The sequence below is a fragment of the Mesorhizobium sp. M0514 genome (assembly GCF_040321145.1).
Lineage (GTDB): Bacteria > Pseudomonadota > Alphaproteobacteria > Rhizobiales > Rhizobiaceae > Mesorhizobium.
Genome location: NZ_JAMYQZ010000040.1, coordinates 17230 through 39784, shown reverse-complemented (window position 1 = coordinate 39784; position 22555 = coordinate 17230). Strand labels below are relative to the sequence as shown.

Genomic DNA, 22555 nt, shown 5'->3' with positions numbered 1-22555 from the left:
GTGTGAAACGGTTTTCCGCCCGGAATTGCGTCAAACCAAGAGATAGAGATATTCCCCGGCAAGCAGGCGGGGCTTAAACTCAGGCGCGCGGATTTTCCTGAAAGCGCTCGGCCTGGCGGTTGCGCAGCACCTTGGCCAGCCGGTCGAGCGCGAGCGTCAGCACCATCACCGCGCCGATCACGAACGGGCTCCATGCGGCGTCGATGCCGAACAGGGTCACGCCGCTCAAGATGACCTGGACGATCAGCATGCCGATCACCGCACCGAAGACGGTGCCGCGCCCGCCGGAAAGCGAGGTGCCGCCGATGATCGCCGCGGCAATCGCCATCAGCACGAAACCGCCGCCTTGGTCGACGTCGGTAACGGGAGAGCCAAGCCACAGCGCGCCCGCCAGCCCCGAGATGACGCCCATCAGCACCAGCGTCTGCAGCCGCACAGCACCTGTCGGGATGCCGGCATAGAGCGCCGCCTGCGGATTGCTGCCGACGGCCTGGATCCGGTAGCCGAAGCGGCTGCGGTGAAGCACGAGGTGCATCACCACCGCCATTGCGACGAAGACAAAGACAGCCGTCGGCACAAGGCCGAACAGCTTGCCGTGAACGATCTCAAAGAAGTCGCCGCCTGGGCTGGCCGGAGCTGTCGCTTGCATCTTGACGGCCACCGCCGCCAGGCCCCGGAACATTGCAAAGGTGCCCAGCGTAACGACGATGGCCGGCAGTCGCAGCGCCACCACCAGCAGGCCGTTGATGAGGCCGAGCCCGGCGCCGAGCAGCACGCCGGCAAGGGCGGCAAGCCACGGGTCGATGCCGGCGGCCAGAAGGAATGCGGTGAGAAGGGCCGCGAGATGGAATATCCAGCCGACGGAAAGGTCGATCTCGCGGAGTGCGAGCACGAACACCATGCCGATCGCCAGCATGCCGGGATACGCAGCGGTTTCCAGCAACGACAGCACATTGGCCTCATCGAGGAAATCCGGCCGGGCAAAGCCTGTAATCGCCACCAGGACAACGAGCCCGATGAGCGGCCTGAGTTCGACGGGCAGGCGAAGGCTGCGCTTCGGGTGGGCAGCCGAACCGGCAAGCTGTAGCATGGGATCCAATCGTGTCATGCCATGGCTCCCACGAGTTTCTTTTTCGGCCGCTCCGCCTCCGGCATCTCGCCGGTGGTGGTCAGTTGCAGCACTGTCCTTCGCTTCATCTCGGCGCCGGACAGCTCGCCGGCGACCCGACCGCAGTGGAAGACAAGGACGCGGTTGCTGAGGTTGGTCAGTTCGGACGGCTCGACCGAACGCAGCAAAACGATACAGCCATTGGCTGCCATCTGCCGGATCAGCGCATAGATCTTGCGCTTGGCAGCCGCCTCGATACCGCCAGCCGGATTGTCTAGGAGCAGCACTTGCGGCGCCGTCTCCAGCCATTTGGCGATTACGATCTTCTGCTGATCGCCGGCCAGCAGCGAATTCACCGGCGCGTCCGGCAGGCCCTTGATGCGCAGCGCATCGATCTGCCTTGCGGCGGCGGCGATCGCGGCCTTGGGCGAGTAGCGGCGAGACCCCCAGTTGCGGGCGCCGGTAGCGATGTTGCCTATGTTGAAGGCCAGCGACCGGTCGGGCATCAGGCCGTTGCACAGGCGGTTGGCCGGCACCAGGCCGATGCCGCGCCGCGCCGCTTCGGTCGGATTTCCAGGCAAGCCGTAGCCGTCGGGGAGCCGCACCCTGCCGCTTTGCGCCTCGCGCAGGCCAAACAGCATCTCGAACAGGTGTTCAACGCCTGACCCCTCAAGCCCGGCCAAGCCGAGGATCTCGCCGGAGCGGGCGGTGAAGCTGACGCCGGAAATCCGGCCGCCGCTCAGACCCTCCACCGTGATCCGCGGCCTTATCGTGCTGGCATTGGCCGGCAGTGCAGGCGGGAACAGGCTGCCGCGCTGCTGGCCGATCATGGCGTCGATCACATCGGCTTCGCTCAACGCCGAACGCTCACTTGTCAGCACGTCACGGCCGTTGCGCATCACGGTGACCTGGTCTGCGATCGCAAACACATCCTCCAGCCGGTGCGAGACATAGAGCACGCTCGTGCCCTTGGCCTTGAGGTCACTTAGTACGGTGAACAGGTGCTCGGTCTGGCGCCGGTCGAGCGCAGAATTCGGTTCATCGAGGATCAGCAGCCTCGGGCCTTCCAGAATTGCGCGGCCGAGTTCGACATATTGCCGTTCGCCCATGCCGAGTTGTCCCACAGGAGCGTGGACATCGAGGTCGAGCTTGAGTTGCCGAAGCAAGGTGCGGCTGCGTGCCTCCATCTCGCGCCTGGAGACGAAGCCATTGCGCAACGGCTCGCGATTGACGAACAGATTGGCCAGTACCGAGCGGTCGGCAAACAGGCCGAGCCCCTGGTGGACGACGCCGAAGCTGTGCTTGCGTGCAGCGATCGGGCTGTCGACGGTGACTATCTGGTCGCCGACACGGATGGTGCCGCTGTTGGACCGGAGCACGCCGGCAAGCACCTTCACCAGCGTCGACTTGCCGGCGCCGCTTTCACCGACGACAGCATGGATCGTCCCCTGTCCGACAGACAGGTTCATATCCCTTAGCGCGAAAACGCCGCCATAACGCATGGCGAGATTGCGCACCGATATCATCGGCAAACCGAGCATGCGATTCGGCCCCCACAGACCGCGCCCCGATCCTGGAGCGAATTTCCGATACAGTCACCCGGATTCCGCTAACAAACGGCTTACGAATCCCGGACAGGAACGTTTACCGGCTAGCCGTTCGTCCCGCTGCTCCGAAATCAGATCAGGTCGGCCTTGGCTAGGTCCCGCATGAGATGGCTGGCGCCGTAGGTCCAGTGCGGGCAATCGGGCGACAGAAGCACCCGGTTGACCAGCGCGCCGAATTTCTCCGACGAGATGGTGACGATGTCACCGACCTTGTGGGTGAATCCCTTGCCCTTCTCGCCGCGATCCTTCGACGGCACGAACATGGTGCCGAGATAAAGCGCCAAGCCGTCGGGATACTGGTGGTGCGGCCCCATGGCGGCCGCGACCAGTTCTTCGGGCGAACGGCTGATCTCGGCCATCGAGCTCGCGCCCTCCAGCGAAAACCCGTCCTCGCCCTCGACCTTCAGCCGCACAGTGGCGCGCTTGACATCGTCGATGGAAAAGCTTGCGTCGAACAACCGGATGAAGGGCCCAAGCGAGGCCGAGGCATTGTTGTCCTTGGCCTTGCCGAGCAGCAGCGCCGAGCGTCCCTCGACGTCGCGCAGATTGACGTCGTTGCCGATGGTGGCGCCGACGATCTTGCCGGTGCTGGCGGCGATCATGGCGATCTCCGGCTCGGGGTTGTTCCAGGTCGACACCGGATGCAGCCCGACATCGGCGCCGAAGCCGACGGACGCCATCGGCTGGCATTTGGTAAAGATCTCGGCGTCGGGGCCGATGCCGACTTCCAGATATTGCGACCAGGCGCCGCGCTGGATGAGCTTGGCCTTGATCTCCATCGCCTCAGGCGAGCCGGGCTTCAGCTTGGACAGATCGTGGCCGATCAGCCCGGCAATGTCGGCGCGGATGGCGTCGGCCTTTTCCGCCGAACCGCGCGCCTGCTCCTCGATGACGCGTTCGAGCAGGCTGACCACGAAGGTCACGCCCGACGCCTTCACCGCCTGCAGGTCGACAGGCGAGACCAGATAGGGTTTTGCCGGGTCGCGGGTGGCCTGAAAACTGTTGGCGGCGATCGCGTCGAGCGAGCCGATCGGTTCGCCCTTGGCAGAGCGCACGTGTCCGGCCGGATCGGCCATCTCGCAGATGTCGCGCACTGTGGGTGCGGTGGTCGAGGTGACGTCGAAAACGATGCCGTCGCGCACGGTGACCACCAGCGGATGCGAGGCATCGCTTGCCCTGGCTCGGCCGATGAAGAGCCCGTCGGCGGGAAGCTGCGTTGGGTTCGTCATGGCTTACGGTCCTTTGATGATCGAGATGGCAGCTGGGCCGCTGCACTTTCACCGGATTCACGCCAAAGGTCTATCCCGTGGCGCAGGCAATTGTCAGTTCTGACATGAGGCCCGCTCTTTCAAAAAAATGAAACTGGAACTAGAATTTTCATTTTCCGCATACTCCAGGTGAAGCCTTGCCCGCACCGTTTTCCGTTCCGATCTGGCAGAAGCCGCAGACCGCATCCGCCTTCCAGTCGCTCGTCCCGGCGCCGGTTGACGTTGCCATCATCGGCGGCGGCTTCATGGGCCTGTCGACCGCCTTGCACGCAGCCCGGCTCGGTCTCGGTGTACAGGTGCTGGAGGCTGGCGAGATCGGCCAGGGCGCCTCGGGCCTCAATGGCGGCCAGGTCATTCCCGGCCTGAAATATGATCCCGAATGGCTGCTCGAGCATTTCGGCCCCGAGCGTGGCCAAGCGCTGGTCGATTTCGCCGCCTCGACGGCGGATACGGTGTTCGATCTCATCCAAGACGAAAAGCTGGCGGTGCCGTTCACCCGCAATGGCTGGATCCAGGCCGCGCATACCGAAACCGCATTGAAAGCGGCGGCGAACAGGGATCGTCAATGGCGGGCGCGTGGCGCCGATGTCCGGCTTCTGAATGAAAGCGAGATCGCCGCTATGACCGGCGCGCAAGGCTATCTCGGCGGCTGGCTCGACCGCCGCGCCGGTATCATCGATCCGCTCGCCTATACAGTGGAACTGGCGCGCATCGCCGCCGCCGCCGGCGCCAGCATTGCCGAGCGGCAGAAGGTGGTGAAACTCCGCAAGGAGGCCGGCCTTTGGCGTGTCTCAACCGAAAGCGGCGCCGAGGTGCGGGCGAAAGCGGTTGTCCTGGCGACGAACGCCTATACTGATGGACTGCTTCCGGGCCTCGCGGAAACGATCGTGCCGCTGCATTCCTTCCAGGTCGCGACCGCGCCGCTGTCATCCAACCTTGCGGCGACGATCCTGCCGGAAGGGCAGGCGGTGTCCGACTCCAGGCGCATTCTCGTCTACTACCGCAAAACAGCCGACGGCCATCTGGTGCTTGGCGGCCGCGGCCGCATGGCGCGGCCGAGGAGCGAGGCCGACTGGGCGCATCTGCAGCACGCGCTGGTGCGGCTCTATCCGGCGCTCTCCGATGTCGTCATCGAGAAGCGCTGGTTCGGCCGCGTGGCGATGACACCGGATCACCTGCCGCACATCCATGAGCCGGAAAAGGGCCTGCTCGCCGTGGTTGGTTGCCAGGGCAGGGGCGTCGGCCTGATGACCGCGCTGGGAAAACGCATGGCGGGCTACCTCGCGGGCGGCGATGTCAATCAATTGCCGTTCCCGCTGTCGCCGGTCCGGCCGATCCCGTTCCACGCCTTCCGCCAGGTCGGCGTCGCCGCGACCATCGCCTGGTACCGGATGCTCGACGCCTTCGAGCGCTGATTGGGTGCCGGTCGCCTAGGCCTCGTGGATTCAGCTTGACAGTTTCACAAATATGAAAAAAGCTAAGCCGATTTCATATTTCCGTTGAGCAGTCCGATGTCGAGCATCGTTGCAACAGAAGCGCCGGCAGGGTCGTCCCGAGGCTTCCGCTTCGCCATGTTGCTGCCGGGCGGGCTGGTCACCTTGTTCCTGATCCTGTTTGCCCTTGGCCTTGTGCTCTTCCTCTCACTTCGCGGCAATGACGGTTCGCTGCTCGGCGCCGGCTTCACGGCAGGCAACTTCATCACCGTGGTCTCCGATCCGCTCTACTGGACGGTGACGCTGCGCTCGCTGGTGATCGCCGGCCTGGTGACGCTGGCGACCGTCGTCACCGCCTATCCCGTCGCCTACTATCTCGCTTTCTATGCCGGCCGCCGCCGCAGCCTGCTTTTGTTTCTGGTGACCCTGCCGTTCTGGACCAGCTATCTCCTGCGCGTCTTCGCCTGGAAGATCGTGCTCGCCTACAACGGCGTCTTGAACTCGGCGCTGATCGAAAGCGGCATCTGGTCGGAGCCGACGCTGGCCTTCCTCAACACGCCGGCGGCGGTGGTCGTCACGCTGGCGCATGCCTATGCGCCCTTCGCCATCCTGCCGATCTATGTGGCGCTGGACACCATCCCGAAATCACTGCTCGAAGCCGCCTCCGATCTCGGCGCCAGACCGTTCACGGCGTTTCGCCGCGTCGTCTTGCCCAATTCGATGCCGGGCGTTCTGGCGGCCGCCCTCGTCGTCTTTGTGCCGACGGTCGGCGACTATGTCACCCCGGCCATGGTCGGCGGTCCCGCCAGCACCATGATCGGCACATTGATCCAGTCGCAGTTCGGCAAGGCCAATGACTGGCCGTTCGGGGCGGCACTTTCAGTCTGCGTGATGCTGGTCATCCTCTGCGTGGTGCTGGTCGCACGCGGCGCCGACCGCAAATTCGGCAGCCGCACATGAGCGCGGCGCGGAGAGATGATGGCCGCGGCTGGCTCGGCGTCTATGTGCTTGCCTATCTCGTCTTCCTCTATCTGCCGGTGCTGTTGATCCCGCTGTTTTCCTTCAACAACTCCATCCAGGCCGCGTTTCCGCTGCAGGGCTTCACGCTCGAATGGTATGCCACGCTCTATGGCAATCCGGCGCTGTCCGGCGCGCTTTTGAACAGTCTCGTCATTGGCGTCGTGGCCGCCGCCGGCGCCACGCTCTGCGGCATCACCGTCTCCTATATGGACCTCTACGGTCGTTCGCCGCTCGCCGCCACCATCAGCGCCATCTCCAGGCTGCCGATCCTGATCCCCGGCGTCATCGTCGGCATATCGTTGCTGATCCTCGTCAATCTCATCGGCCTCGGCCCGTCGCGCATCGCCATCGTTCTCGGCCACATACTGGTGGCGCTGCCGACCACCGTGGTGATCATGCGCAGCCGGTTTGCCGCAATTCCGAAAACCATTCGCGAGGCCGCACTCGATCTCGGCGCTTCCGACTGGACGACCTTCCGGCGGGTGATGTTGCCGCTCTCGCTGCCGGCCATCGTCTCGGCCTTCATGCTGGCCTTTCTGATTTCCTTCGACGAGTTCATCGTCGTCTTCTTCCTCGCCGGCACCGAGCCGACGCTGCCGCTCTACATCTGGAGCCAACTGCGTTTTCCTCGCTCGCTGCCGACCGTGATGGCGCTGGGGACAGCTATCCTTGCTGTGTCCGTCATCATCGCCGGCATCGCCGAAATCCTGCGCCATCGCGGGCTGAGCACAGCCCGTCGGACGGCGCCCACCAGTCCAGCCTGACCCATAACAAAAGAGGAGAACCGAAATGGCATTCGACCCGAAATCAATTACTGGGCTGAAATCGATCACTGGCCCGAAATCGATCACTGCAAAGACAGCCCGCACCGGGCTTGCCGCGCTTGCAATCGTCCTGTCGTCGACTGTCGCCTTCGCCGCCGACAAGCTGCAATATTTCACCTGGTCCGGCTATGAACTGCCAGACTTCAACAAGAGCTTCCTGACGGCCCATCCCGATGGCGTCGAGGCCTCGATCTTCGGCGACGACGACGATGCCTTCACCAAGGTCAAGGCCGGCTTCCGCCCCGATATCGCCCATCCCTGCTACGACAAGGTGGCGCGCTGGAACAAGGAAGGCCTGCTGCAGCCGATCGATACCAAGCGCATCAAGAACTGGGATTCGATCTTCCCGGTGTTCAAGAACCTGCCCGACATCCAGGCCGGCGACGGCAAGGTCTGGATGGTGCCGTGGGATTGGGGCAACACCTCGATCCTCTACCGCACCGATCTGGTGAAGAACCCGGAAGCGAGCTGGAACCTTCTGTGGGACAAGCAATATGCCGGCCGCATGGCGACCATCGATGCCGTGCATGACACGCCGATCGTTGCAGCACTTCTGGCCGGCGTAAACCCCTTCGATATGACGCCGGAGCAGATGGACAAGGTGGCGGAAAAGTTGCGCGAGCAGCGTCCCCTCCTCTCCAACTACACCACCGACATGACCTCGGTCGAACAGGCGCTGGCCAGCGGCCAGCTGGTCGCCGCCATGACCTGGAACGCGTCGGCAACCTCGCTGAAGAAGCAGGGCGTGCCGGTCGAGTTCATGAAGCCGAAGGAGGGCATGCTGACCTGGGCCTGCGGCTTCGTCATGCTCAAGGACGCCAAAAACGTCGACCTCGCCTATGACTTCATCAACAGCCGGCTCGACGCCGACTCGGGTAAGTACCTGATCCAGGCCTACGGCTATGGCAGCTCGCTCAGCACCGCCTTCGCCGGCGTGGCGAAGGACGAACTGGACAAGCTGCAATTGCCGGCGGACCCGGAGGTGATGCTGAAGACCACCATCTTCACCGGCCCGATGAAGCAGAACGACGATGTGGCGAAGATGTTCGAGAAAGTGAAGGCGGGCGGCTGAGGGATCCATCGCCGACGGTTGCGCTGCCCCTCACCTGCCTGCCGGCATCCTCTCCCCGTATAGTGACGGGGAGAGGGCGCTGTCACCAGCGATTTCGCAAATCGCAAACGTTGCAGAAATGGCGCCGAGTTTGCGACCAGCCGCTTTCTCCCCGTCACTATACGGGGAGAAATGTCCGGCAGGACAATGAGGGGCAGCGCCGACGGCAGGTAATTGTGACTAATCTCCTGAAGCCCGCGGGTCTTGCCGCCGCGCCAAAGACTGCAACAAGGACCAACTGATGGACATGCTTGAAGCGAAACCAAAGGCCGACGCCGACATTCGCGTCGGCCGGCGCGTGCGGGCGCTGCGGCTGGAGCGCAATTTGTCGTTGGCCGAGCTGGCAGCAAAAGCCGGCGTCTCCATCGGTGCGCTGAGCCAGATCGAGCGCGGCCTGTCTTCGCTGCGCGTCAAGGTGATCTGGCCGCTTGCGGCCGCGCTCGACATCGAGCCTTCGGCGCTGATCACCGACGGCAACGAAGCCGCCAACGATCTCTATTGCGTGCGCGCCGACAAAAGGCGGCAGCTCCTGGTCAAGTCGGAAGGCATCGCCAAGGCGCTGCTGTCGCCGCCGGGCGCGGCGCTGACCGGCCTCTTGGTGACGGTGGAAGCCGATGGCGGCACGGCGGAAGCCTATGCGCATATCGGCCACGAATTCGGCTATGTCGTCTCGGGCGAGGTCGAACTGGTGGTGGACTCAACAAAATACGTGCTGAAGAGCGGCGACTCCTTTGCCTTCAAGAGCACGCTTCTGCACGCCTTCCGCAATCCCGGCACCGAGCCTTGCGAAATCCTCTGGGTCAACACCACCAAACCCTCGGAGGTGCGCGATGGCGCCTGACGCCCTGGTGCGGCTGGACACGGTCTCGAAGGTTTTCCCCGGCGGCATTGTCGGGCTCGAAGCCGTCGATCTCGCTATTATCAGCGGTGAGTTCATCACGCTGCTCGGGCCGTCGGGCTGCGGCAAGACCACCAGCCTGCGCGTCATTGCCGGTTTCGAAAGCCCCTCGGGCGGCAAGGTGCTGCTCGATGGTCGCGACATCACCGCGCTGAGGCCCTTCGAGCGTCCCGTCAACACCGTGTTCCAGGATTATGCGCTGTTCCCGCATATGAACGTCGCCGAGAATGTCGGCTTCGGCCTGTCGCTGCGCAAACTGTCCGGCGCAGAGCAGGCAAAGCGCGTCCGCGAAGCCCTCGACATGGTCGGCCTCGCCGACAAGCTCGGCGCCCGCGTTTCCGAACTGTCGGGTGGCCAGCGCCAGCGCGTCGCGCTCGCCCGCGCCATCGTCTGCGAGCCGCGCGTGCTGTTGCTCGACGAGCCGCTGTCGGCGCTCGATGCGCATCTGCGCGAACAGATGCAGGTCGAACTGAAGCGGCTGCAGTCGCGGCTCGGCACCACCTTCGTCATGGTCACCCACGACCAGACCGAAGCGCTGTCGATCTCCGACCGCATCGTCGTCATGAACAAGGGCCGCATCGAACAGATCGCGCCGCCGGCCACGCTCTACGACCGGCCCGCGACGAAATTCGTCGCGAGCTTCATCGGCACGATGAACCTGCTGCAATCGCGCTTCATCGGCCGCGATGGCGACCGCCTGCGCTTTGCCGCCGGCGGGCTCTCGCTGGAGGCAACATCCGAAACCGGCGACACGCCCGGCGAAGGCACTGAGCGCACCATCGGCGTTCGCCCCGAGGACTTGCTGGCCACCACCGATGCCGCCGCCGGCACCGCGCCGGCGCGCGTCAACTCCATCGTCTTCCACGGCCGCACGCTGCGGCTGCATGCTGAGCTCGGGCAGGGATTGCCGGTGGTGATCGATGCGCCGCGCCAGGCCGAGGGCTTTCAATTCAGCGTCGGTGACGTGGCGCATATCAGCCTGCGCCGTGGTGCCAACTGCCCTATGCTGCCAAGCTGATCCAACCCAATCCCTTCATCGACGGTTGGATTTAACCTGCTGTGAAGATCGCCAAGGTGGAATTAAGTGTGAATTGACTCGCAAAGGAACATATTCCTACTTTGCGGGATGCCCGAACTAAGCACCCGACCGCGCCGAAATGTGCAAACCCTCTGCTTGGCGCATGAAGTCGGGCAGCTAATTCGTGTTCGATGTCGGAACTGCAACATCACTCGACACTATCTGCCTGGCGATCTCGCAAAGCTGGTTGGTGATATCCCCTTTTGGGATGTGGAGCGGCACATGCGGTGCGAGCGCTGCAAAGGTCGTGAGCTCGATGCAGGCATCATTCTGCCAAGCGCTGCTGAACGCCTTAAAATTCGCGTCAGACGTCTTGTCGAAATCCGCATGGTTCGCCGGGTAATCTGGCGAGACGACGATTGAGGAGAGCCGATTTCGGGCTAAAACAGAGACCCTTGGGCCGGGGCCTGTGGTGGGAACTTGATCTGTGTGGCTGGCTTCTCAACGATCACCAACGCGTCGTTGGGCGCCGTCCGCTGCAAACGCCGTGCTTCCGACCATGGCGCCGTCAGCCAAGCCTCGGTTTCCTCCGGCGTGGTGAGGATCACGGGCATAGCCTTCTCATGTATCGGCGCAATGAGAGCATTAGGCTTGGTGGTCATGAAGGCGTATAGCTCGAAGTCGCCGGGACCGTCCTTGACCTTTCGCACGCCCTGCCAAGACGTCCAGAAACCAGCGAAGAAGAACAGCGGCCGGCTCTCGCCACGGGCAAACCAGTAATTTCGCTGGATTCCTGTTTCCGGGTCTTTATCGTTCGCCGCAGGGCTGGGCTCGGCAAAGCTGGTCACCGGCACGACACATCTGTGCTCGACGCCCACATATTGCTGCCAGTGCGAATATTGCGGATTGCGAACGTTGGTGGTGCCGTAGTCGGCCTTACCTTTCATGCGCTCGGGCGGCGTTGGCAAACCCCAAAGCAGTTTCGCCAGTTCACGCTCCCCATCCGTCCTGTTGCGAACGACAAGCCCAGGTTGATTGGGATAGACATCAAGCGAAGGTTCGAGGTTGCCGCTGATATCGCGCAATGTGCGGGTCCATTGGCGGACCGCCTCTTGCGTCGTCGTGATGTTGTAGAGGTTGCACATGCACCCAGCATTGCGGAATTGGCTTTTGTCTGCAACCGAAGTCGCTGTCCGACGCCGCCGCAATCGTCGTCACACAGCCGCGCTATATCATCGTCCTGACACACCTTGTCAGCTGTCGTGCGGGTAAAGGTGGCGGGCCGGCAAGCGCTTCCCTACTTCAAACCAGTCTGAACAGGAGGAACACACATGACCATCGCGGATGTTGCCAAGGATTTCACTGAAATGCTCCAGCAGGGGGATCACCTGGGTGCTGGTGAAAAGTACAATGCCGATGATATCGTCAGCCTCGAAGCCATGGAGGGGCCGATGGCCATCGCCCGTGGCAAGGAGGCTCTCAGGCAAAAGGGCGAATGGTGGCAAGAGAACCACGAAGTCCATGGCGGCTCTGTCGAAGGCCCCTATGTCAACGGCGACCAGTTCGCGGTGCGCTTCAAGTTCGACATAACGCCCAAGGCCACCGGCGAACGGGTCACCATGGACGAGGTTGGCCTGTACACGGTCAAGAACGGCAAGATCACCGAAGAGCGCTTCTACTACTGAGCCCGGGTGCCGTCGGGTTCCGGCGCGCGCTTCGCTGCACGACCCAAAAACCAGGCGGCCGGGACAAAGTCCTGGCCGCAGTGGGAAAAGCTCAAATGGTCTTCACATACTGCGCCAGCTGATCGGCCACCGTGCCCCAGCCGTCGAAGAACCCCATCTCTTCATGATTGTTGCGGGTAGCCTCGTCGCGATGGATGGCCGTTGCCGTGTAGCGCGTGCCCTTGTCATCCGACTGAAGCGAAATGACTGCGGTGATGAAGGGCTCGCCCGAGGGCCGATAGCCCGGCAGCAGCGCATCGGTCCACACCAGCCGCTCGTTCGGCACGATCTCGAGATAGCAGCAATGGCGGTCGTTGACCTCCTTGCCGTCGGGCGATTGCATGCGCGTCCGGAACAGTCCGCCCGGACGAAGGTCGATCTCGCAATCGGTGATCAGCCAGGGCTTGGGCGTGAACCATTGCTTGACATGCTCCGGCACCGTCATGGCGCGCCACAAGAGTTCGCGCGGCGCGTCGAGCATGCGCTCCAGCACAAGGTCCAGTCTGGGGTCGGGCTTGAAGGGATAGCTCACTTTTCTTGCTCCTTGAGGCTCATCACATAGGCGTCGAATTGATCGAGTCGGCGCTCCCACAGCGTGCGCTGTTCGGCCAGCCAGTTTTCGGCGAGCTGCAGCGGTTCGGGCGCCAGCTGATAGGTCCTGGTGCGGCCGATTTTTTCCGATCGCACCAGACCGCAGCCTTCCAGCACTTTCAGATGCTCGATGAAGGAAGGCAGCGCCATCTCGAAAGGCTGCGCCAACTCGCTGACCGAGGCCGGACTGCGGTTCAACCGCTCGACCACGCGCCGCCGCGTCGGGTCAGCCAGCGCGCGGAAGATGCCGTCGATCGGCGGGAGACTTGTAGTTGGGGCGTGGAGGCTTGGCATGGGCGATCCTGAGGTCCGTCGACGGGTATAGAAAGATACTTAGGAAAATTCCTTAGTATTGGCAAGCCCTAAAAATGGGCTGATGTGACCGGGGTGCTGGCAAAGCGGGAAGGACGGTTTTAGGCTGTCCGGCGGATTCGACCACCAGCCCAAGGGAAGTGCGTTTTGACGATCACCATGTACGGCATCACCACCTGCGACACGATCAGGAAGGCGCGCACCTGGCTGGAGGGCCACGATGTGCCTTACCGTTTTCACGACTACCGGGCCGAGGGGATCGACGCGGGCAGACTGGATGGATGGATCGGCAAGGTTGGCTGGGAAAAGCTGCTCAACAAGGGCAGCACGACCTTCCGCGAACTGCCCGACAAGCACAAGCAAGGGCTCGACGAGAAGAAGGCCAGGAAGCTGATGCTGGCCAACCCGACGATGATCAAGCGCCCGGTGCTCGAGGTCGGGGATCAGATTTTGGTGGGGTTCAAGCCGGAGGCTTATGAAGGGGTGGTGAAGTAGCGTAGCCCTGCCTCGTCAGCCTATGGCGTAGCAAGGAGCGAAGCGACGCAGCGCAGACCCGAGGATGACGAACGCGTGGAGGGCGATCGCTAATTGTGAAGGCTTTCGCTTGCGGCGTATGCAGCGGTTCGCTGTCTCTCAACCCGTCCAGCGCAAATACCCCGCCAACGCCACCGCATTGTTATGCGCCTCGTCATGTGCGCCATAAAGCAGCGTCACCTTGGCCTTGCCGAGCAAGCCACGCAGTTTCGCCACCGCTTCTCTATTCCCATCCAGCTCGACCGAATACCGCACCTGAAACTCCGCCCATCGCGCCGGCTCATGTCCGAACCACCTCCGCAATTCATCGCTCGGCGCGATCTCCTTCAGCCACAGCGTCAGCGCGGCATCCTCCTTGCTGATGCCGCGCGGCCAGATGCGATCAACCAGCACCCGATGCCCATCATCGGGCGCGGGTGCTTCGTAAATTCGCTTGACCGTCAGGTCGAAACCCATCCGCCCTCCGCGAGCTTACGCCCACTCACCCTTGCGCATCACCGGCACCTTGCGGCCATCCTTGTGCACGCCGTCTATGTCGATCTTGTCGGAGCCGATCATCCAGTCGATGTGGATAAAACTCTTGTTGCCGCCGCGCTGGGCGATTTCGTCCTGGGTGAGCGAGGCGCCGTCGACGAAGCATTTTGAATAGCACTGCCCGAGCGCGATGTGGCAGGCGGCGTTCTCGTCGAACAGCGTGTTGAAGAACAGCAGGCCGCTGGCCGAGATCGGCGAGGAATGCGGCACCAGCGCCACCTCGCCGAGCCGGCGCGAACCCTCGTCGGTGTCGAGCACTTTCTTCAGCACGTCCTCGCCCTTCGAAGCCTTGGCCTCGACGATCCTGCCCTCTTCGAAACGCACCGAGATATCGTCGATCAGCGTGCCCTGGTAGGACAGCGGCTTGGTCGAGGATACACGGCCGGAGACGCGCCGTGCATGCGGCGTGGTGAAGACCTCCTCGGTCGGGATGTTCGGATTGCAGGTGACGCCGTTCTTGGCAGTCGAGGCGCCGCCCATCCATTCATGGCCATCGGCCAGCCCGACGGTGAGGTCGGTGCCCGGGCCGCTGAAATGCAGATCATGGAAATTGTGCTCGTTCAGCCACTTTGTGCGGCCGCGCAGCGCTGCATTGTGCGCCGTCCAGTTTGCGATCGGGTCTTCCACATCGACCCGTGATGCCGAAAAGATCGCATCGGCGAGCTTCACCACGGCGACATCGTCGGCATCGCCGGGGAAGACCTGTTTTGCCCAGGCGAGATCCGGGTAGGCGACGATGTTCCAGTTGATGTCGAAGCCGGTGATCTTTTCCAGCGCCGGCTGGTAGGCCATCGAGTTCGCCTTGTTGGCGCGCGCCACTTTCGCCGGGTCCTGCGCCGACAACAGCGACGGGTCCTCGCCGCGCACGGCAAGCCGCGCCGCATTGTTGGAAAAGGCCTTCGCCATGCCTTCATACATCCAGCCGGCGGCGCGGTCGAAGCCGGCATCCGCGCCGTAGCGGAAGCGCGCCAGCGTGATCTCGTCATCGTTGAAGATCGGCGTCACCAGGCCGGCGCCCGCTTTATAAGCGTGCTCGACGATGCGCCTGGTCAGCGGCAGTGCGGCGATCGACGAGGTCAGCACCAGATCCTGCCCCGGCTGCAATTGCAGCCCGACCTTGATGGCGACTTCCGCCAGCCTGTCGAGCTTCACCGGGTCGATCGTTGCGGAAACGCCGCGCGAATGTGTGGTCATGATCCTGCCTGCCTTGGTCCGGGAGTGAGAGTTCCAACATAGGCCGGCGCGGCTGTCCTTTCCAGCACCGTCGCGACGGACAGCCCTAGGCAGCGCTTTCCAGCGCGCTAAACTGCGCCACGGTCGCCGCGATTTCCTCGCGGATCCAGATCTTGAAATCGCGCACCTTGCGGCTTTCGGTCTTGGTCGCCGAGGTCACCAGCCAGTAGCCGAGGCCGCTCTGCGCCCGCACGCCGAAAGGCGCGACGAGGCGGCCGTCGGCCAGCGCATCGGCGGCCAGCAATTGCCAGCCGAGCATGACGCCATGGCCGGCGATCGCCGATTCCAGGCACAGCATCGGGTCGGTGAAGCGCGCGCCTTTGCGGAAGGTGACCGGCTCGGCTCCGGCGGCCTTGAACCAGCTCTCCCAGTTGACCATCGCCCGTTCGTCGGTGATGGCGCAGGTCTGTGCGAGGTCTTCGATCGACGTCAGCTTTTTGGCGATCACCGGCGCACAGACCGGAAAGACCTCCTGCGCCAACAAAAGTTCCGCCCGGCCGCCCGGCCATTTGCCGTCGCCGAGCCGGATGGCGATGTCGATGTCGGAACGCTCGAGATCGGCGAGCCGCACCGAGGCGTCGATGCGCAGCAGCACGTTGGGATGGCGGTCGAAATGCCGCGACAATCGCGGCAGCAGCCATTTCGAGGCGAAGGCCGGCGCCACCGAAACCACCAGCGTGCACTGGCTTGCCTCGTCGGCCAGCGCCACCGCCTGCGCCAGCTCGCGAAAACCGGCGCCCAGCCGGGCGGAAAAAACCGTGCCGAACTCGGTCAGCACCAGCCCGCTCGCCGTTCGTTCGAACAGCGCCTGTCCAAGCTGCTTTTCGGTGCGGTTGATCTGCTGGCTGACGGCGCTGACGGAGACGTTGAGCTCGCCGGCAGCGGCCGCCAGCGAGCCGAGGCGGGCGACGGTTTCGACGGCGCGCAGGCCGTTGAGATGGACGCGGTTCAGCATAGCCATTCCAGTTTTTCTAAACCGGCGCGGCTGAAATCTCAATTGAAAGACAGCCCGACAAGGCAGATTTTAGTGGGACAGTCAGACCGAGGAGGCGAGGATGACGATCGTATCATTGTTCAAGATCTTAGCCGCTGCCGGCCTCCGGCCGGACCGCTATGATGGGATGCACGGCGGCGATGTCATCGACTGGGTTACCGACCCATTGTCGCATCCGGTGCTGGACACCATGTCGGAACGCGAACTCGGAGATATCCCGTTCCGGCTGACGGCGCGCCGCACCGCCTACGAGACCGGGGCGGTCGGCTGCGGCTGAGATGCGGGGGCGTTAGTCGCGCCCGCTGGCCCAACACAAAGCGGATTGTTTCATCGGTCGCCAATTCTATGGTGCGCTGCAATGAACGCCGCTCCATCACCCTTGCGCCTTGCTCTCGCTGGCATGATCGCCATGGCCGTCGCCATGGGCATTGGCCGTTTCGTCTACACGCCGATCCTGCCCGGCATGATGGAGGAGCTGCATCTGTCGCCGGCTGATGCCGGCTGGATCGCGTCGGCCAACTACCTCGGCTACCTCGTCGGCGCGCTTGCGGCGGCCGGCGGCTGGGCGCATGGGCGCGAGCGCCTGCTGATGTTTGGCGGCCTTGCCGCCAGTGCTGCGCTCGCCGCCCTGATGGGGCTGAGCGAGACGATGACCGCCTTTGTCGTCCTCCGCTTCCTTGCCGGTCTCGCCAGCGCCTTCGTCATGGTGTTCATGGCCTCGATCGTCTTCGGTCACCTGGCAGCCGCCAACAGAAGCGACCTGCAGGCGCTGCATTTCGGCGGCGTCGGCCTCGGCATCGCGGCATCCTCAGCGCTGATGGCGGTTCTGGTCACCGAACATGCCGGCTGGGCTTCGGGCTGGCTGTGGTCGGCAGCGATTTCCGCCGGCGGCCTTGCGATGGTCGCCTTGCTCGCCGGCGGCACCGCACCTGGCCGCGGCGTGGCCGACCGCGAACCGGCACTGCCGAGGGACCGGTCGTTGGCAAAAGTCATCGTTGCCTACGGCCTGTTCGGCTTCGGCTATGTGGTGACGGCGACCTTCCTGGTCGCCATCGTGCGCCAGGGCGGCGGCGGCCGCGTCTTCGAGGCAAGCGTCTGGATGGTCACCGGCCTTGCCGGCTTTCCCTCGGTCTGGCTGTGGCAGAAGGTAGCGGCACGGATCGGGCTTTATACCGCCTATGCCTTGGGCTGCCTGGTCGAGGTGGTCGGCGTCACCGCCAGCGTCGCCATCGGCGGCACCGCCGGGCCGCTGCTGGCGGGCGTCCTGCTCGGCGGCACCTTCATCGCCATCACCGCGCTCGGCCTGCAGACGGCAAGGCAGCTCGTGCCGGAGGCGCCGCGCCGGATTTTTGCGCTGATGACCGCTTCCTTCGGCATCGGCCAGATCGTCGGCCCGATCGTCGCCGGACTGCTGGCGCAAGCCTCGGGCAACTTCTTCCTGGCCTCGATCGTCGCTGCTGGCGTATTGCTGGTATCTGCTGGGATCACCTGGTCGGCCGCGCCAAAATCGCCATGATTGTGGTCTTGCTCGATGCCGGGCATCGGGTACGGGCATTTGCTTTCCACCTAATGTGTGACTTTATGCCCGCCGAACCCCGCTGATTTGCGCACCGACCGAGGATTTCACCACAGTGTTCGTATCCTTCTTCCCGCAGCCGAAGCTGTTTTTCATCTCGGCCGTCGTCTGGACTGCGGTTCTCGTGGCAGCCTGGTTCCTCGGTGCTGACCAGCTTGGCGCGTTTCTCGGCTTGCCTCCGGCTCTTGCCGACGCGCCGCCCATCATAGGCGTCTCGGTGTTCTGGTCGCCTCCGTTCCTCTGGTTCTACATCTACTATGCGCTTGGCGTTTTGATATTCTATGGCTTCTGGCACTGGTATTCTCCGCACCCGTGGGACCAATGGTCTATCCTCGGCAGTTCGCTGCTCCTGTTCACGACCTACTTTCAGGTGCAGGTAAGCGTGGCGATCAACGCATGGTATGGACCATTCTGGGACCTCATTCAGGGCATCGTTAGCAAAACGGTCAAGGCAACCGAGGCTGATCTTTACGCTCAAATAATCACTTTCCTCGGTATCGCTCTTGTCGCGGTTACCGTGTTCGTTTTGACAAACTTCTTCGTCAGCCACTGGGTGTTTCGCTGGCGCACTGCGATGAACAATTACTACATGTCCTATTGGCCGAAGCTGCGCCATATTGAGGGCGCTGCACAGCGTGTGCAGGAAGACACGATGCGGTTTTCCAAGATAATGGAAGACCTTGGCACTAGCTTCGTCGATTCCATCATGACGCTTATCGCTTTCATGCCGATCCTGCTCAGTTATTCTAAGCATGTCACAGAGTTGCCATTGATCGGTCATGTTCCTCAGCCGCTGGTTTTGGCTGCGATCTTCTGGGCAGTCTTCGGTACAGTCATCATTGCGACCGCAGGCATCAAGCTTCCTGGCTTGCAGTTTCGTAACCAGCGCGTCGAGGCAGCATATCGCAAGGAACTCGTCTACGGTGAGGACGATCCGGCCCGGGCGCAGCCGCCGACCGTCGCGGAGCTGTTTGCGAGTGTGCGGCAAAACTACTTTCGCCTGTATTTCCACTATGTGTATTTCAACGTGGTCCGCTATCTTTATCTTCAGACCAACAACGTCTTCTCCTACTTCCTGATGGTGCCTTCCATGATCGCTGGAACGCTGACGCTGGGTCTCATCAACCAGGTCAGTTCAGCCTTCAGTCAGGTAACCAACTCATTCCAGTATCTCGTCAATTCTTGGTCGACGATTGTCGAGCTTCTGTCAGTTCACAAGCGCCTTCGCGCCTTCGAGGCGACGATTCGCGGCGAGCCGCTGCCCGACATTGACCGCCACTTCATGGAGCGTCAGGAACAGGCAAAGGAACCCGACCCGGCTTGATCCTATTTGCACAGACGGTTGGCGGCTCAGCCGCCCACCGCCGCCTGCCTCTCGCTACCACGTTGCCGCTGCACATAATCGCGAAAACTGATGCATTCGACGTCGGCTTTCACGCACGTCTCGTCGGCAAAGCGCTCCAGCGCGTTCCAGTAGGCGCCGTCATTCATCAGCGTGAAATGGAAGCTCAGCACCAGCGGGATGCGCTTGCCCTGATATTGCTTGTCGAAGGCGGCGCGGAACGCCTGGTAGGTCCGATCGCTGAACTCGGCTGCCTGGCTCGGCCGCTCGAAACCGCCGGAGTGGCGGACATAAAGATTGTAGTCCATGGCGATCACCGGCCTGCCGCTCCGGCCTTCCGGGATCTGCGGCAGCGAAAAGCGAGTGAGGCCGCCGCTGGTCGGCGGCTCGACCGGGCCGTTCGAAACGCCGCTGGCGTCATAGTCGTAGCCTGCTTCAGCCAGGGCCTTGTAGAGCCCTTTGCCGGTCGAGAGGTAGGGTGCGCGAAAGCCGACCACGGCATGGGCAATAGCGCGCCAGCCTGCGGGCTCGGGCGCAATGCCGTTGATTGCATAGGCGTTCTCCAGAATGCGCTCGAACGATGCGAATTCCTTCAGCCAGTCGGCCTTGCTCCAGTCCTTGCCGTCGAAATGGCCGCAGCCATGGCTGGCGATGTCATGGCCTTCCGAAGCGGCGAGCCCGATCTGATCGAGCCGATCGGCGACGTCCTGCTTCGAAGCGGCAAAGCCGATGTTGGATTTGCCCGCGGACTTGGCCGGAGTTGTGTAGTCGGCCCGCGTCTGCGGCGACAGCAGGAAGACGCAGGACAAAAAGTAGGTGAAATGCGCGCCGGTGCGCTTGGCCAGCGCCCGGCTGCGGTGCCATTGCGAGATCTCCCGGGCGCTATCGAACGAGATGATGACGATTTGCTTCGGCTTTGCCGGGGCAGGCGGCGCCGGCGGGTCGGCGAAAGCCGCACCAGCCATGGCAAGCACGGCTGAGGAAAACGCAACAACGCGGGACAAACGTGGCATCGGCAATCTGGGCTTGATCTGGAGGCAGTCCAAGCCGGCTATCGGCAAAATGTGGCGTGGGTGCGATCAACGTCGGCAGCTATGCGCCCGGCGATTAGCCGATTTTCCTGCCGAGCCCCTTCCATGCCCGCGAAATTTCGCTAAAACGCGGGCTCAAGAAGCGCCCCTGTTAGGGCAGCAATGGTTTTGATTGATGTCCGACGACAGTTTTATCCGCGAAGTCAACGACGAGATCCGTCGCGAGCAGGCGCAGGCGCTATGGGACCGCTTTGGTCCGGCGATCCTTGGCCTCGCCATCCTGGTGGTGCTTGGCACCGCCGCCTTCGTCGGCTACCGCTATTGGGACGAGACCCGCGCCAACCGCTCCGGCGATGCCTTCTCGCAGGCGCTGAAGCTTGCCAATGACGGCAAGAGCGACGAGGCGCTGACCGCCCTCGAACAGCTGGAAAAGGACGGCTACGGCGCCTATCCGCTGCTCGCCCGCATGCGCGCGGCAACCGTCAAGGCCGACAAGGGCGACTTTGCCGCCGCCGTCGCCGATTTCGATGGCGTCGCCGCCGACAACGCCATTCCCCAGGGCATTCGCGACATGGCGCGCCTGCGGGCCGCCCTGCTGCTCGTCGATCACGGCTCCTTCGCCGACGTCTCCAGCCGCGTCGAGGCGCTGACCGCCGACAACAACACGCTGCGCCACACAGCGCGCGAAGCGCTCGGCCTTGCCGCCTGGAAGGAAGGCAAGACCCAGGATGCGCTGAAACTGTTCGACCAGATCGCTGCCGATGACGGCGCCCCGCGCAACGCGCGCCAGCGGGCGACGCTGATGTCGGAATTGATCCGCGGCTCGGGCGCGTCATGATACGCATCGCCCAAAGCCTGCCCTCGGGCCTGACCCAAGGGCGCGCTGCGGTTTGGGCGATGATATGGATAGCCGGATGAGCTTCAAAGTCGCCATTATCGGCCGGCCCAATGTCGGCAAATCGACGCTTTTCAACCGATTGGTGGGACGGAAGCTGGCGCTTGTCGACGACACGCCGGGCGTCACCCGCGACCGTCGCGTCCACGCGGCCAAACTCTACGATCTGCATTTCGATGTCATCGACACCGCCGGCTTCGAGGACGCCGCCGCCTCGACGCTGCCCGGCCGCATGCGCGCGCAGACCGAGATCGCGATCCGCGAAGCCGACCTGATCTTCTTCACCATCGACGCCAAGTCCGGGCTTTTGCCCGACGACCGCACCTTTGCCGAGATCGTGCGCAAGTCCGGCAAGCCGGTCGTGCTGGTCGCCAACAAGGCCGAGGCCAAGGGCGCCCAGGGCGGCATGCTGGAAGCCTGGGAACTGGGCTTGGGCGAGCCGATCCCGGTCTCGGCCGAGCACGGCCAGGGCATGCCCGATCTGCGCGACGCGGTGATCGAGGCGCTGGGCAAAGACCGCGCCTTCGGCGAGGAAGAAGACGAGGCCGAGGACGTCGCCGCCAGCGAGGTGCTGATCGGCGAGGACATCACCGATCCCGACGCCGAACCCGCCTATGACGACACCAAGCCGATGCGCATCGCCGTCGTCGGCCGGCCCAATGCCGGCAAGTCGACGCTGATCAACGCGCTGATCGGCGAGGAGCGGCTGTTGACCGGCCCGGAAGCCGGCATCACCCGCGATTCCATCTCCGTCGACTGGGACTGGCATGGCCGCCGGCTAAAACTGTTCGACACTGCCGGCATGCGCCGCAAGGCCAGGATCCACGAGAAGCTGGAAGTGATGTCGGTGCAGGACGGCTTGCGCGCCATCCGCTTTGCCGAGATCGTCATCATCGTGCTCGACGCCACCATCCCGTTCGAGAAGCAGGATCTGCAGATCGCCGACCTGATCATCCGCGAAGGCAGGGCGCCGGTCATCGCCTTCAACAAATGGGACCTGATCGACAATCCGCAGGAACTGCTGACGGAACTGCGCGAAAAGACCACACGGCTTTTGCCGCAGGTGCGCGGCATCCAGGCGGTGACGGTTTCGGCCGAGACCGGCCGCAGCCTCGACAAGCTGATGGATGCCGTCATCAAGACGCACAAGGTGTGGAACAGCCGCGTTTCCACCGGCAAGCTCAACCGTTGGCTGGAAAGCATTCTGGCGCATCACCCGCCACCCGCCGTCGCCGGCCGCCGGCTCAAGGTCAAATATGTCACCCAGGCCAAGACCCGGCCGCCGGGTTTCGTCGTCCAGTGCTCGCGGCCCGACGCGATGCCGCAATCCTACGTGCGCTACCTCTCCAACAGCCTGCGCGAAGCCTTCGACATGCCCGGCGTGCCGATCCGGATAGCGCTGCGGACTTCGGACAACCCGTTCGCGGGGAGAGCGAACAAGCGCAAGTGAGCGATGACGGTTGCGGAATTCTCCGCAAGATTGGCGGGACAGCACCCCCCTC

23 protein-coding genes are annotated in these 22555 nt (G+C 63.4%); 13 read left to right on the top strand and 10 right to left on the bottom strand.

Annotation, left to right across the window (positions count from 1 at the left end; all coding sequences use genetic code 11):
- Positions 1-79: 79 nt before the first annotated feature.
- The 3 genes from NKI61_RS17870 to NKI61_RS17860 all read right to left on the bottom strand — a co-directional run bounded on the left by NKI61_RS17870 (position 80) and on the right by NKI61_RS17860 (position 3944).
- The gene (locus tag NKI61_RS17870; protein ID WP_352840179.1) at positions 80-1108 is read right to left on the bottom strand and encodes an ABC transporter permease; all 1029 of its coding nucleotides are present in this window, start codon (positions 1106-1108) and stop codon (positions 80-82) included.
- A complete protein-coding gene (locus NKI61_RS17865) occupies positions 1105-2649 on the bottom strand; it encodes a sugar ABC transporter ATP-binding protein (protein WP_352840178.1) in 1545 nt (514 codons plus the stop codon). The genes NKI61_RS17870 and NKI61_RS17865 overlap by 4 nt, the downstream gene beginning before the upstream one ends.
- Before the next feature lie 137 nt (positions 2650-2786).
- Positions 2787-3944 carry a fumarylacetoacetate hydrolase family protein gene (locus tag NKI61_RS17860; protein WP_023749139.1) on the bottom strand — a complete coding sequence of 386 codons (1158 nt, stop codon included), beginning with the start codon at positions 3942-3944 and terminating at the stop codon, positions 2787-2789.
- 176 nt (positions 3945-4120) lie between these two features.
- Here NKI61_RS17860 and NKI61_RS17855 point away from each other — a divergent pair, with 176 nt between their 5' ends.
- The 6 genes from NKI61_RS17855 (at position 4121) to NKI61_RS17830 (ending at position 10287) form a co-directional block, all read left to right on the top strand.
- Positions 4121-5398: an NAD(P)/FAD-dependent oxidoreductase gene (locus NKI61_RS17855; RefSeq protein WP_352840177.1), complete on the top strand. Its 1278-nt coding sequence runs from the start codon at positions 4121-4123 to the stop codon at positions 5396-5398.
- A 96-nt stretch (positions 5399-5494) separates the two neighbouring features.
- On the top strand, positions 5495-6376 hold the full coding sequence (locus NKI61_RS17850; RefSeq protein WP_023747934.1) for an ABC transporter permease: 882 nt from the start codon (positions 5495-5497) through the stop codon (positions 6374-6376).
- The gene (locus NKI61_RS17845; RefSeq protein ID WP_023709184.1) at positions 6373-7200 is read left to right on the top strand and encodes an ABC transporter permease; all 828 of its coding nucleotides are present in this window, start codon (positions 6373-6375) and stop codon (positions 7198-7200) included. The genes NKI61_RS17850 and NKI61_RS17845 overlap by 4 nt, the downstream gene beginning before the upstream one ends.
- Before the next feature lie 25 nt (positions 7201-7225).
- Positions 7226-8332: an ABC transporter substrate-binding protein gene (locus NKI61_RS17840; RefSeq protein WP_023668506.1), complete on the top strand. Its 1107-nt coding sequence runs from the start codon at positions 7226-7228 to the stop codon at positions 8330-8332.
- A gap of 280 nt (positions 8333-8612) precedes the next feature.
- Positions 8613-9212, top strand: a complete 600-nt coding sequence (locus NKI61_RS17835; RefSeq protein ID WP_352840176.1) for a helix-turn-helix domain-containing protein — start codon at positions 8613-8615, stop codon at positions 9210-9212.
- The gene (locus NKI61_RS17830) at positions 9202-10287 is read left to right on the top strand and encodes an ABC transporter ATP-binding protein (protein ID WP_352840174.1); all 1086 of its coding nucleotides are present in this window, start codon (positions 9202-9204) and stop codon (positions 10285-10287) included. Before NKI61_RS17835 ends, NKI61_RS17830 begins: the two co-directional genes overlap by 11 nt.
- Positions 10288-10727: 440 nt before the next feature.
- Here NKI61_RS17830 and NKI61_RS17825 read toward each other — a convergent pair whose 3' ends face one another.
- A complete protein-coding gene (locus NKI61_RS17825; protein WP_023684394.1) occupies positions 10728-11432 on the bottom strand; it encodes an SOS response-associated peptidase in 705 nt (234 codons plus the stop codon).
- 186 nt (positions 11433-11618) lie between these two features.
- Between NKI61_RS17825 and NKI61_RS17820 the strand changes: the two genes are divergently transcribed.
- Positions 11619-11972 (top strand): nuclear transport factor 2 family protein, encoded by a 354-nt coding sequence (locus NKI61_RS17820; RefSeq protein WP_023684393.1) that lies wholly within the window; start codon positions 11619-11621, stop codon positions 11970-11972.
- 91 nt (positions 11973-12063) lie between these two features.
- On the opposite strand, the gene NKI61_RS17815 is transcribed toward NKI61_RS17820, so the two are convergent.
- Entirely contained in the window at positions 12064-12543 is a 480-nt protein-coding gene (locus NKI61_RS17815; protein WP_352521266.1) for an SRPBCC family protein, read from the bottom strand.
- Positions 12540-12896: an ArsR/SmtB family transcription factor gene (locus tag NKI61_RS17810; protein WP_023687094.1), complete on the bottom strand. Its 357-nt coding sequence runs from the start codon at positions 12894-12896 to the stop codon at positions 12540-12542. The genes NKI61_RS17815 and NKI61_RS17810 overlap by 4 nt, the downstream gene beginning before the upstream one ends.
- A gap of 177 nt (positions 12897-13073) precedes the next feature.
- Between NKI61_RS17810 and NKI61_RS17805 the strand changes: the two genes are divergently transcribed.
- Positions 13074-13409 carry an ArsC family reductase gene (locus NKI61_RS17805; RefSeq protein WP_352840173.1) on the top strand — a complete coding sequence of 112 codons (336 nt, stop codon included), beginning with the start codon at positions 13074-13076 and terminating at the stop codon, positions 13407-13409.
- A gap of 138 nt (positions 13410-13547) precedes the next feature.
- Here the strand turns inward: NKI61_RS17805 and NKI61_RS17800 are convergent, their stop codons facing one another.
- The 3 genes from NKI61_RS17800 to NKI61_RS17790 all read right to left on the bottom strand — a co-directional run bounded on the left by NKI61_RS17800 (position 13548) and on the right by NKI61_RS17790 (position 16176).
- Positions 13548-13904 carry a DUF488 domain-containing protein gene (locus tag NKI61_RS17800; protein ID WP_352840172.1) on the bottom strand — a complete coding sequence of 119 codons (357 nt, stop codon included), beginning with the start codon at positions 13902-13904 and terminating at the stop codon, positions 13548-13550.
- Between the two features lie 15 nt (positions 13905-13919).
- Positions 13920-15176, bottom strand: a complete 1257-nt coding sequence (locus tag NKI61_RS17795) for an aminopeptidase (protein ID WP_023684389.1) — start codon at positions 15174-15176, stop codon at positions 13920-13922.
- Between the two features lie 85 nt (positions 15177-15261).
- Complete coding sequence (locus NKI61_RS17790) at positions 15262-16176, bottom strand: LysR substrate-binding domain-containing protein (protein WP_023752591.1); 915 nt, start codon at positions 16174-16176, stop codon at positions 15262-15264.
- A 94-nt stretch (positions 16177-16270) separates the two neighbouring features.
- Here NKI61_RS17790 and NKI61_RS17785 point away from each other — a divergent pair, with 94 nt between their 5' ends.
- From NKI61_RS17785 to sbmA, 3 genes are all read left to right on the top strand, one after another.
- Positions 16271-16486 carry a hypothetical protein gene (locus tag NKI61_RS17785; protein ID WP_023668495.1) on the top strand — a complete coding sequence of 72 codons (216 nt, stop codon included), beginning with the start codon at positions 16271-16273 and terminating at the stop codon, positions 16484-16486.
- Between the two features lie 81 nt (positions 16487-16567).
- Positions 16568-17725, top strand: a complete 1158-nt coding sequence (locus NKI61_RS17780) for a YbfB/YjiJ family MFS transporter (protein ID WP_031247171.1) — start codon at positions 16568-16570, stop codon at positions 17723-17725.
- A 115-nt stretch (positions 17726-17840) separates the two neighbouring features.
- Positions 17841-19109, top strand: a complete 1269-nt coding sequence (sbmA, locus tag NKI61_RS17775) for a peptide antibiotic transporter SbmA (protein WP_023704870.1) — start codon at positions 17841-17843, stop codon at positions 19107-19109.
- Positions 19110-19135: 26 nt separating this feature from the next.
- Here sbmA and NKI61_RS17770 read toward each other — a convergent pair whose 3' ends face one another.
- Positions 19136-20140: a polysaccharide deacetylase family protein gene (locus NKI61_RS17770; protein WP_031247170.1), complete on the bottom strand. Its 1005-nt coding sequence runs from the start codon at positions 20138-20140 to the stop codon at positions 19136-19138.
- A 193-nt stretch (positions 20141-20333) separates the two neighbouring features.
- On the opposite strand from NKI61_RS17770, the gene NKI61_RS17765 reads away from it, so the two are divergent.
- A complete protein-coding gene (locus NKI61_RS17765; protein WP_023729304.1) occupies positions 20334-20996 on the top strand; it encodes a tetratricopeptide repeat protein in 663 nt (220 codons plus the stop codon).
- Between the two features lie 76 nt (positions 20997-21072).
- On the top strand, positions 21073-22503 hold the full coding sequence (gene der, locus NKI61_RS17760; RefSeq protein WP_023668490.1) for a ribosome biogenesis GTPase Der: 1431 nt from the start codon (positions 21073-21075) through the stop codon (positions 22501-22503).
- The last annotated feature ends 52 nt before the right edge of the window (positions 22504-22555 follow it).

What these genes read in the sequence shown, in the direction of transcription:
- NKI61_RS17870 (WP_352840179.1), bottom strand. Translation starts at nt 1,108, where the DNA reads ATGACACGATTGGATCCCATGCTACAGCTTGCCGGTTCGGCTGCCCAC.
- NKI61_RS17865 (WP_352840178.1), bottom strand. Translation starts at nt 2,649, where the DNA reads ATGCTCGGTTTGCCGATGATATCGGTGCGCAATCTCGCCATGCGTTAT.
- NKI61_RS17860 (WP_023749139.1), bottom strand. Translation starts at nt 3,944, where the DNA reads ATGACGAACCCAACGCAGCTTCCCGCCGACGGGCTCTTCATCGGCCGA.
- NKI61_RS17850 (WP_023747934.1), top strand. Translation starts at nt 5,495, where the DNA reads ATGTCGAGCATCGTTGCAACAGAAGCGCCGGCAGGGTCGTCCCGAGGC.
- NKI61_RS17845 (WP_023709184.1), top strand. Translation starts at nt 6,373, where the DNA reads ATGAGCGCGGCGCGGAGAGATGATGGCCGCGGCTGGCTCGGCGTCTAT.
- NKI61_RS17840 (WP_023668506.1), top strand. Translation starts at nt 7,226, where the DNA reads ATGGCATTCGACCCGAAATCAATTACTGGGCTGAAATCGATCACTGGC.
- NKI61_RS17835 (WP_352840176.1), top strand. Translation starts at nt 8,613, where the DNA reads ATGGACATGCTTGAAGCGAAACCAAAGGCCGACGCCGACATTCGCGTC.
- NKI61_RS17830 (WP_352840174.1), top strand. Translation starts at nt 9,202, where the DNA reads ATGGCGCCTGACGCCCTGGTGCGGCTGGACACGGTCTCGAAGGTTTTC.
- NKI61_RS17825 (WP_023684394.1), bottom strand. Translation starts at nt 11,432, where the DNA reads ATGTGCAACCTCTACAACATCACGACGACGCAAGAGGCGGTCCGCCAA.
- NKI61_RS17820 (WP_023684393.1), top strand. Translation starts at nt 11,619, where the DNA reads ATGACCATCGCGGATGTTGCCAAGGATTTCACTGAAATGCTCCAGCAG.
- NKI61_RS17810 (WP_023687094.1), bottom strand. Translation starts at nt 12,896, where the DNA reads ATGCCAAGCCTCCACGCCCCAACTACAAGTCTCCCGCCGATCGACGGC.
- NKI61_RS17805 (WP_352840173.1), top strand. Translation starts at nt 13,074, where the DNA reads ATGTACGGCATCACCACCTGCGACACGATCAGGAAGGCGCGCACCTGG.
- NKI61_RS17800 (WP_352840172.1), bottom strand. Translation starts at nt 13,904, where the DNA reads ATGGGTTTCGACCTGACGGTCAAGCGAATTTACGAAGCACCCGCGCCC.
- NKI61_RS17795 (WP_023684389.1), bottom strand. Translation starts at nt 15,176, where the DNA reads ATGACCACACATTCGCGCGGCGTTTCCGCAACGATCGACCCGGTGAAG.
- NKI61_RS17790 (WP_023752591.1), bottom strand. Translation starts at nt 16,176, where the DNA reads ATGGCTATGCTGAACCGCGTCCATCTCAACGGCCTGCGCGCCGTCGAA.
- NKI61_RS17785 (WP_023668495.1), top strand. Translation starts at nt 16,271, where the DNA reads ATGACGATCGTATCATTGTTCAAGATCTTAGCCGCTGCCGGCCTCCGG.
- NKI61_RS17780 (WP_031247171.1), top strand. Translation starts at nt 16,568, where the DNA reads ATGAACGCCGCTCCATCACCCTTGCGCCTTGCTCTCGCTGGCATGATC.
- NKI61_RS17770 (WP_031247170.1), bottom strand. Translation starts at nt 20,140, where the DNA reads ATGCCACGTTTGTCCCGCGTTGTTGCGTTTTCCTCAGCCGTGCTTGCC.
- NKI61_RS17765 (WP_023729304.1), top strand. Translation starts at nt 20,334, where the DNA reads ATGTCCGACGACAGTTTTATCCGCGAAGTCAACGACGAGATCCGTCGC.
- der (WP_023668490.1), top strand. Translation starts at nt 21,073, where the DNA reads ATGAGCTTCAAAGTCGCCATTATCGGCCGGCCCAATGTCGGCAAATCG.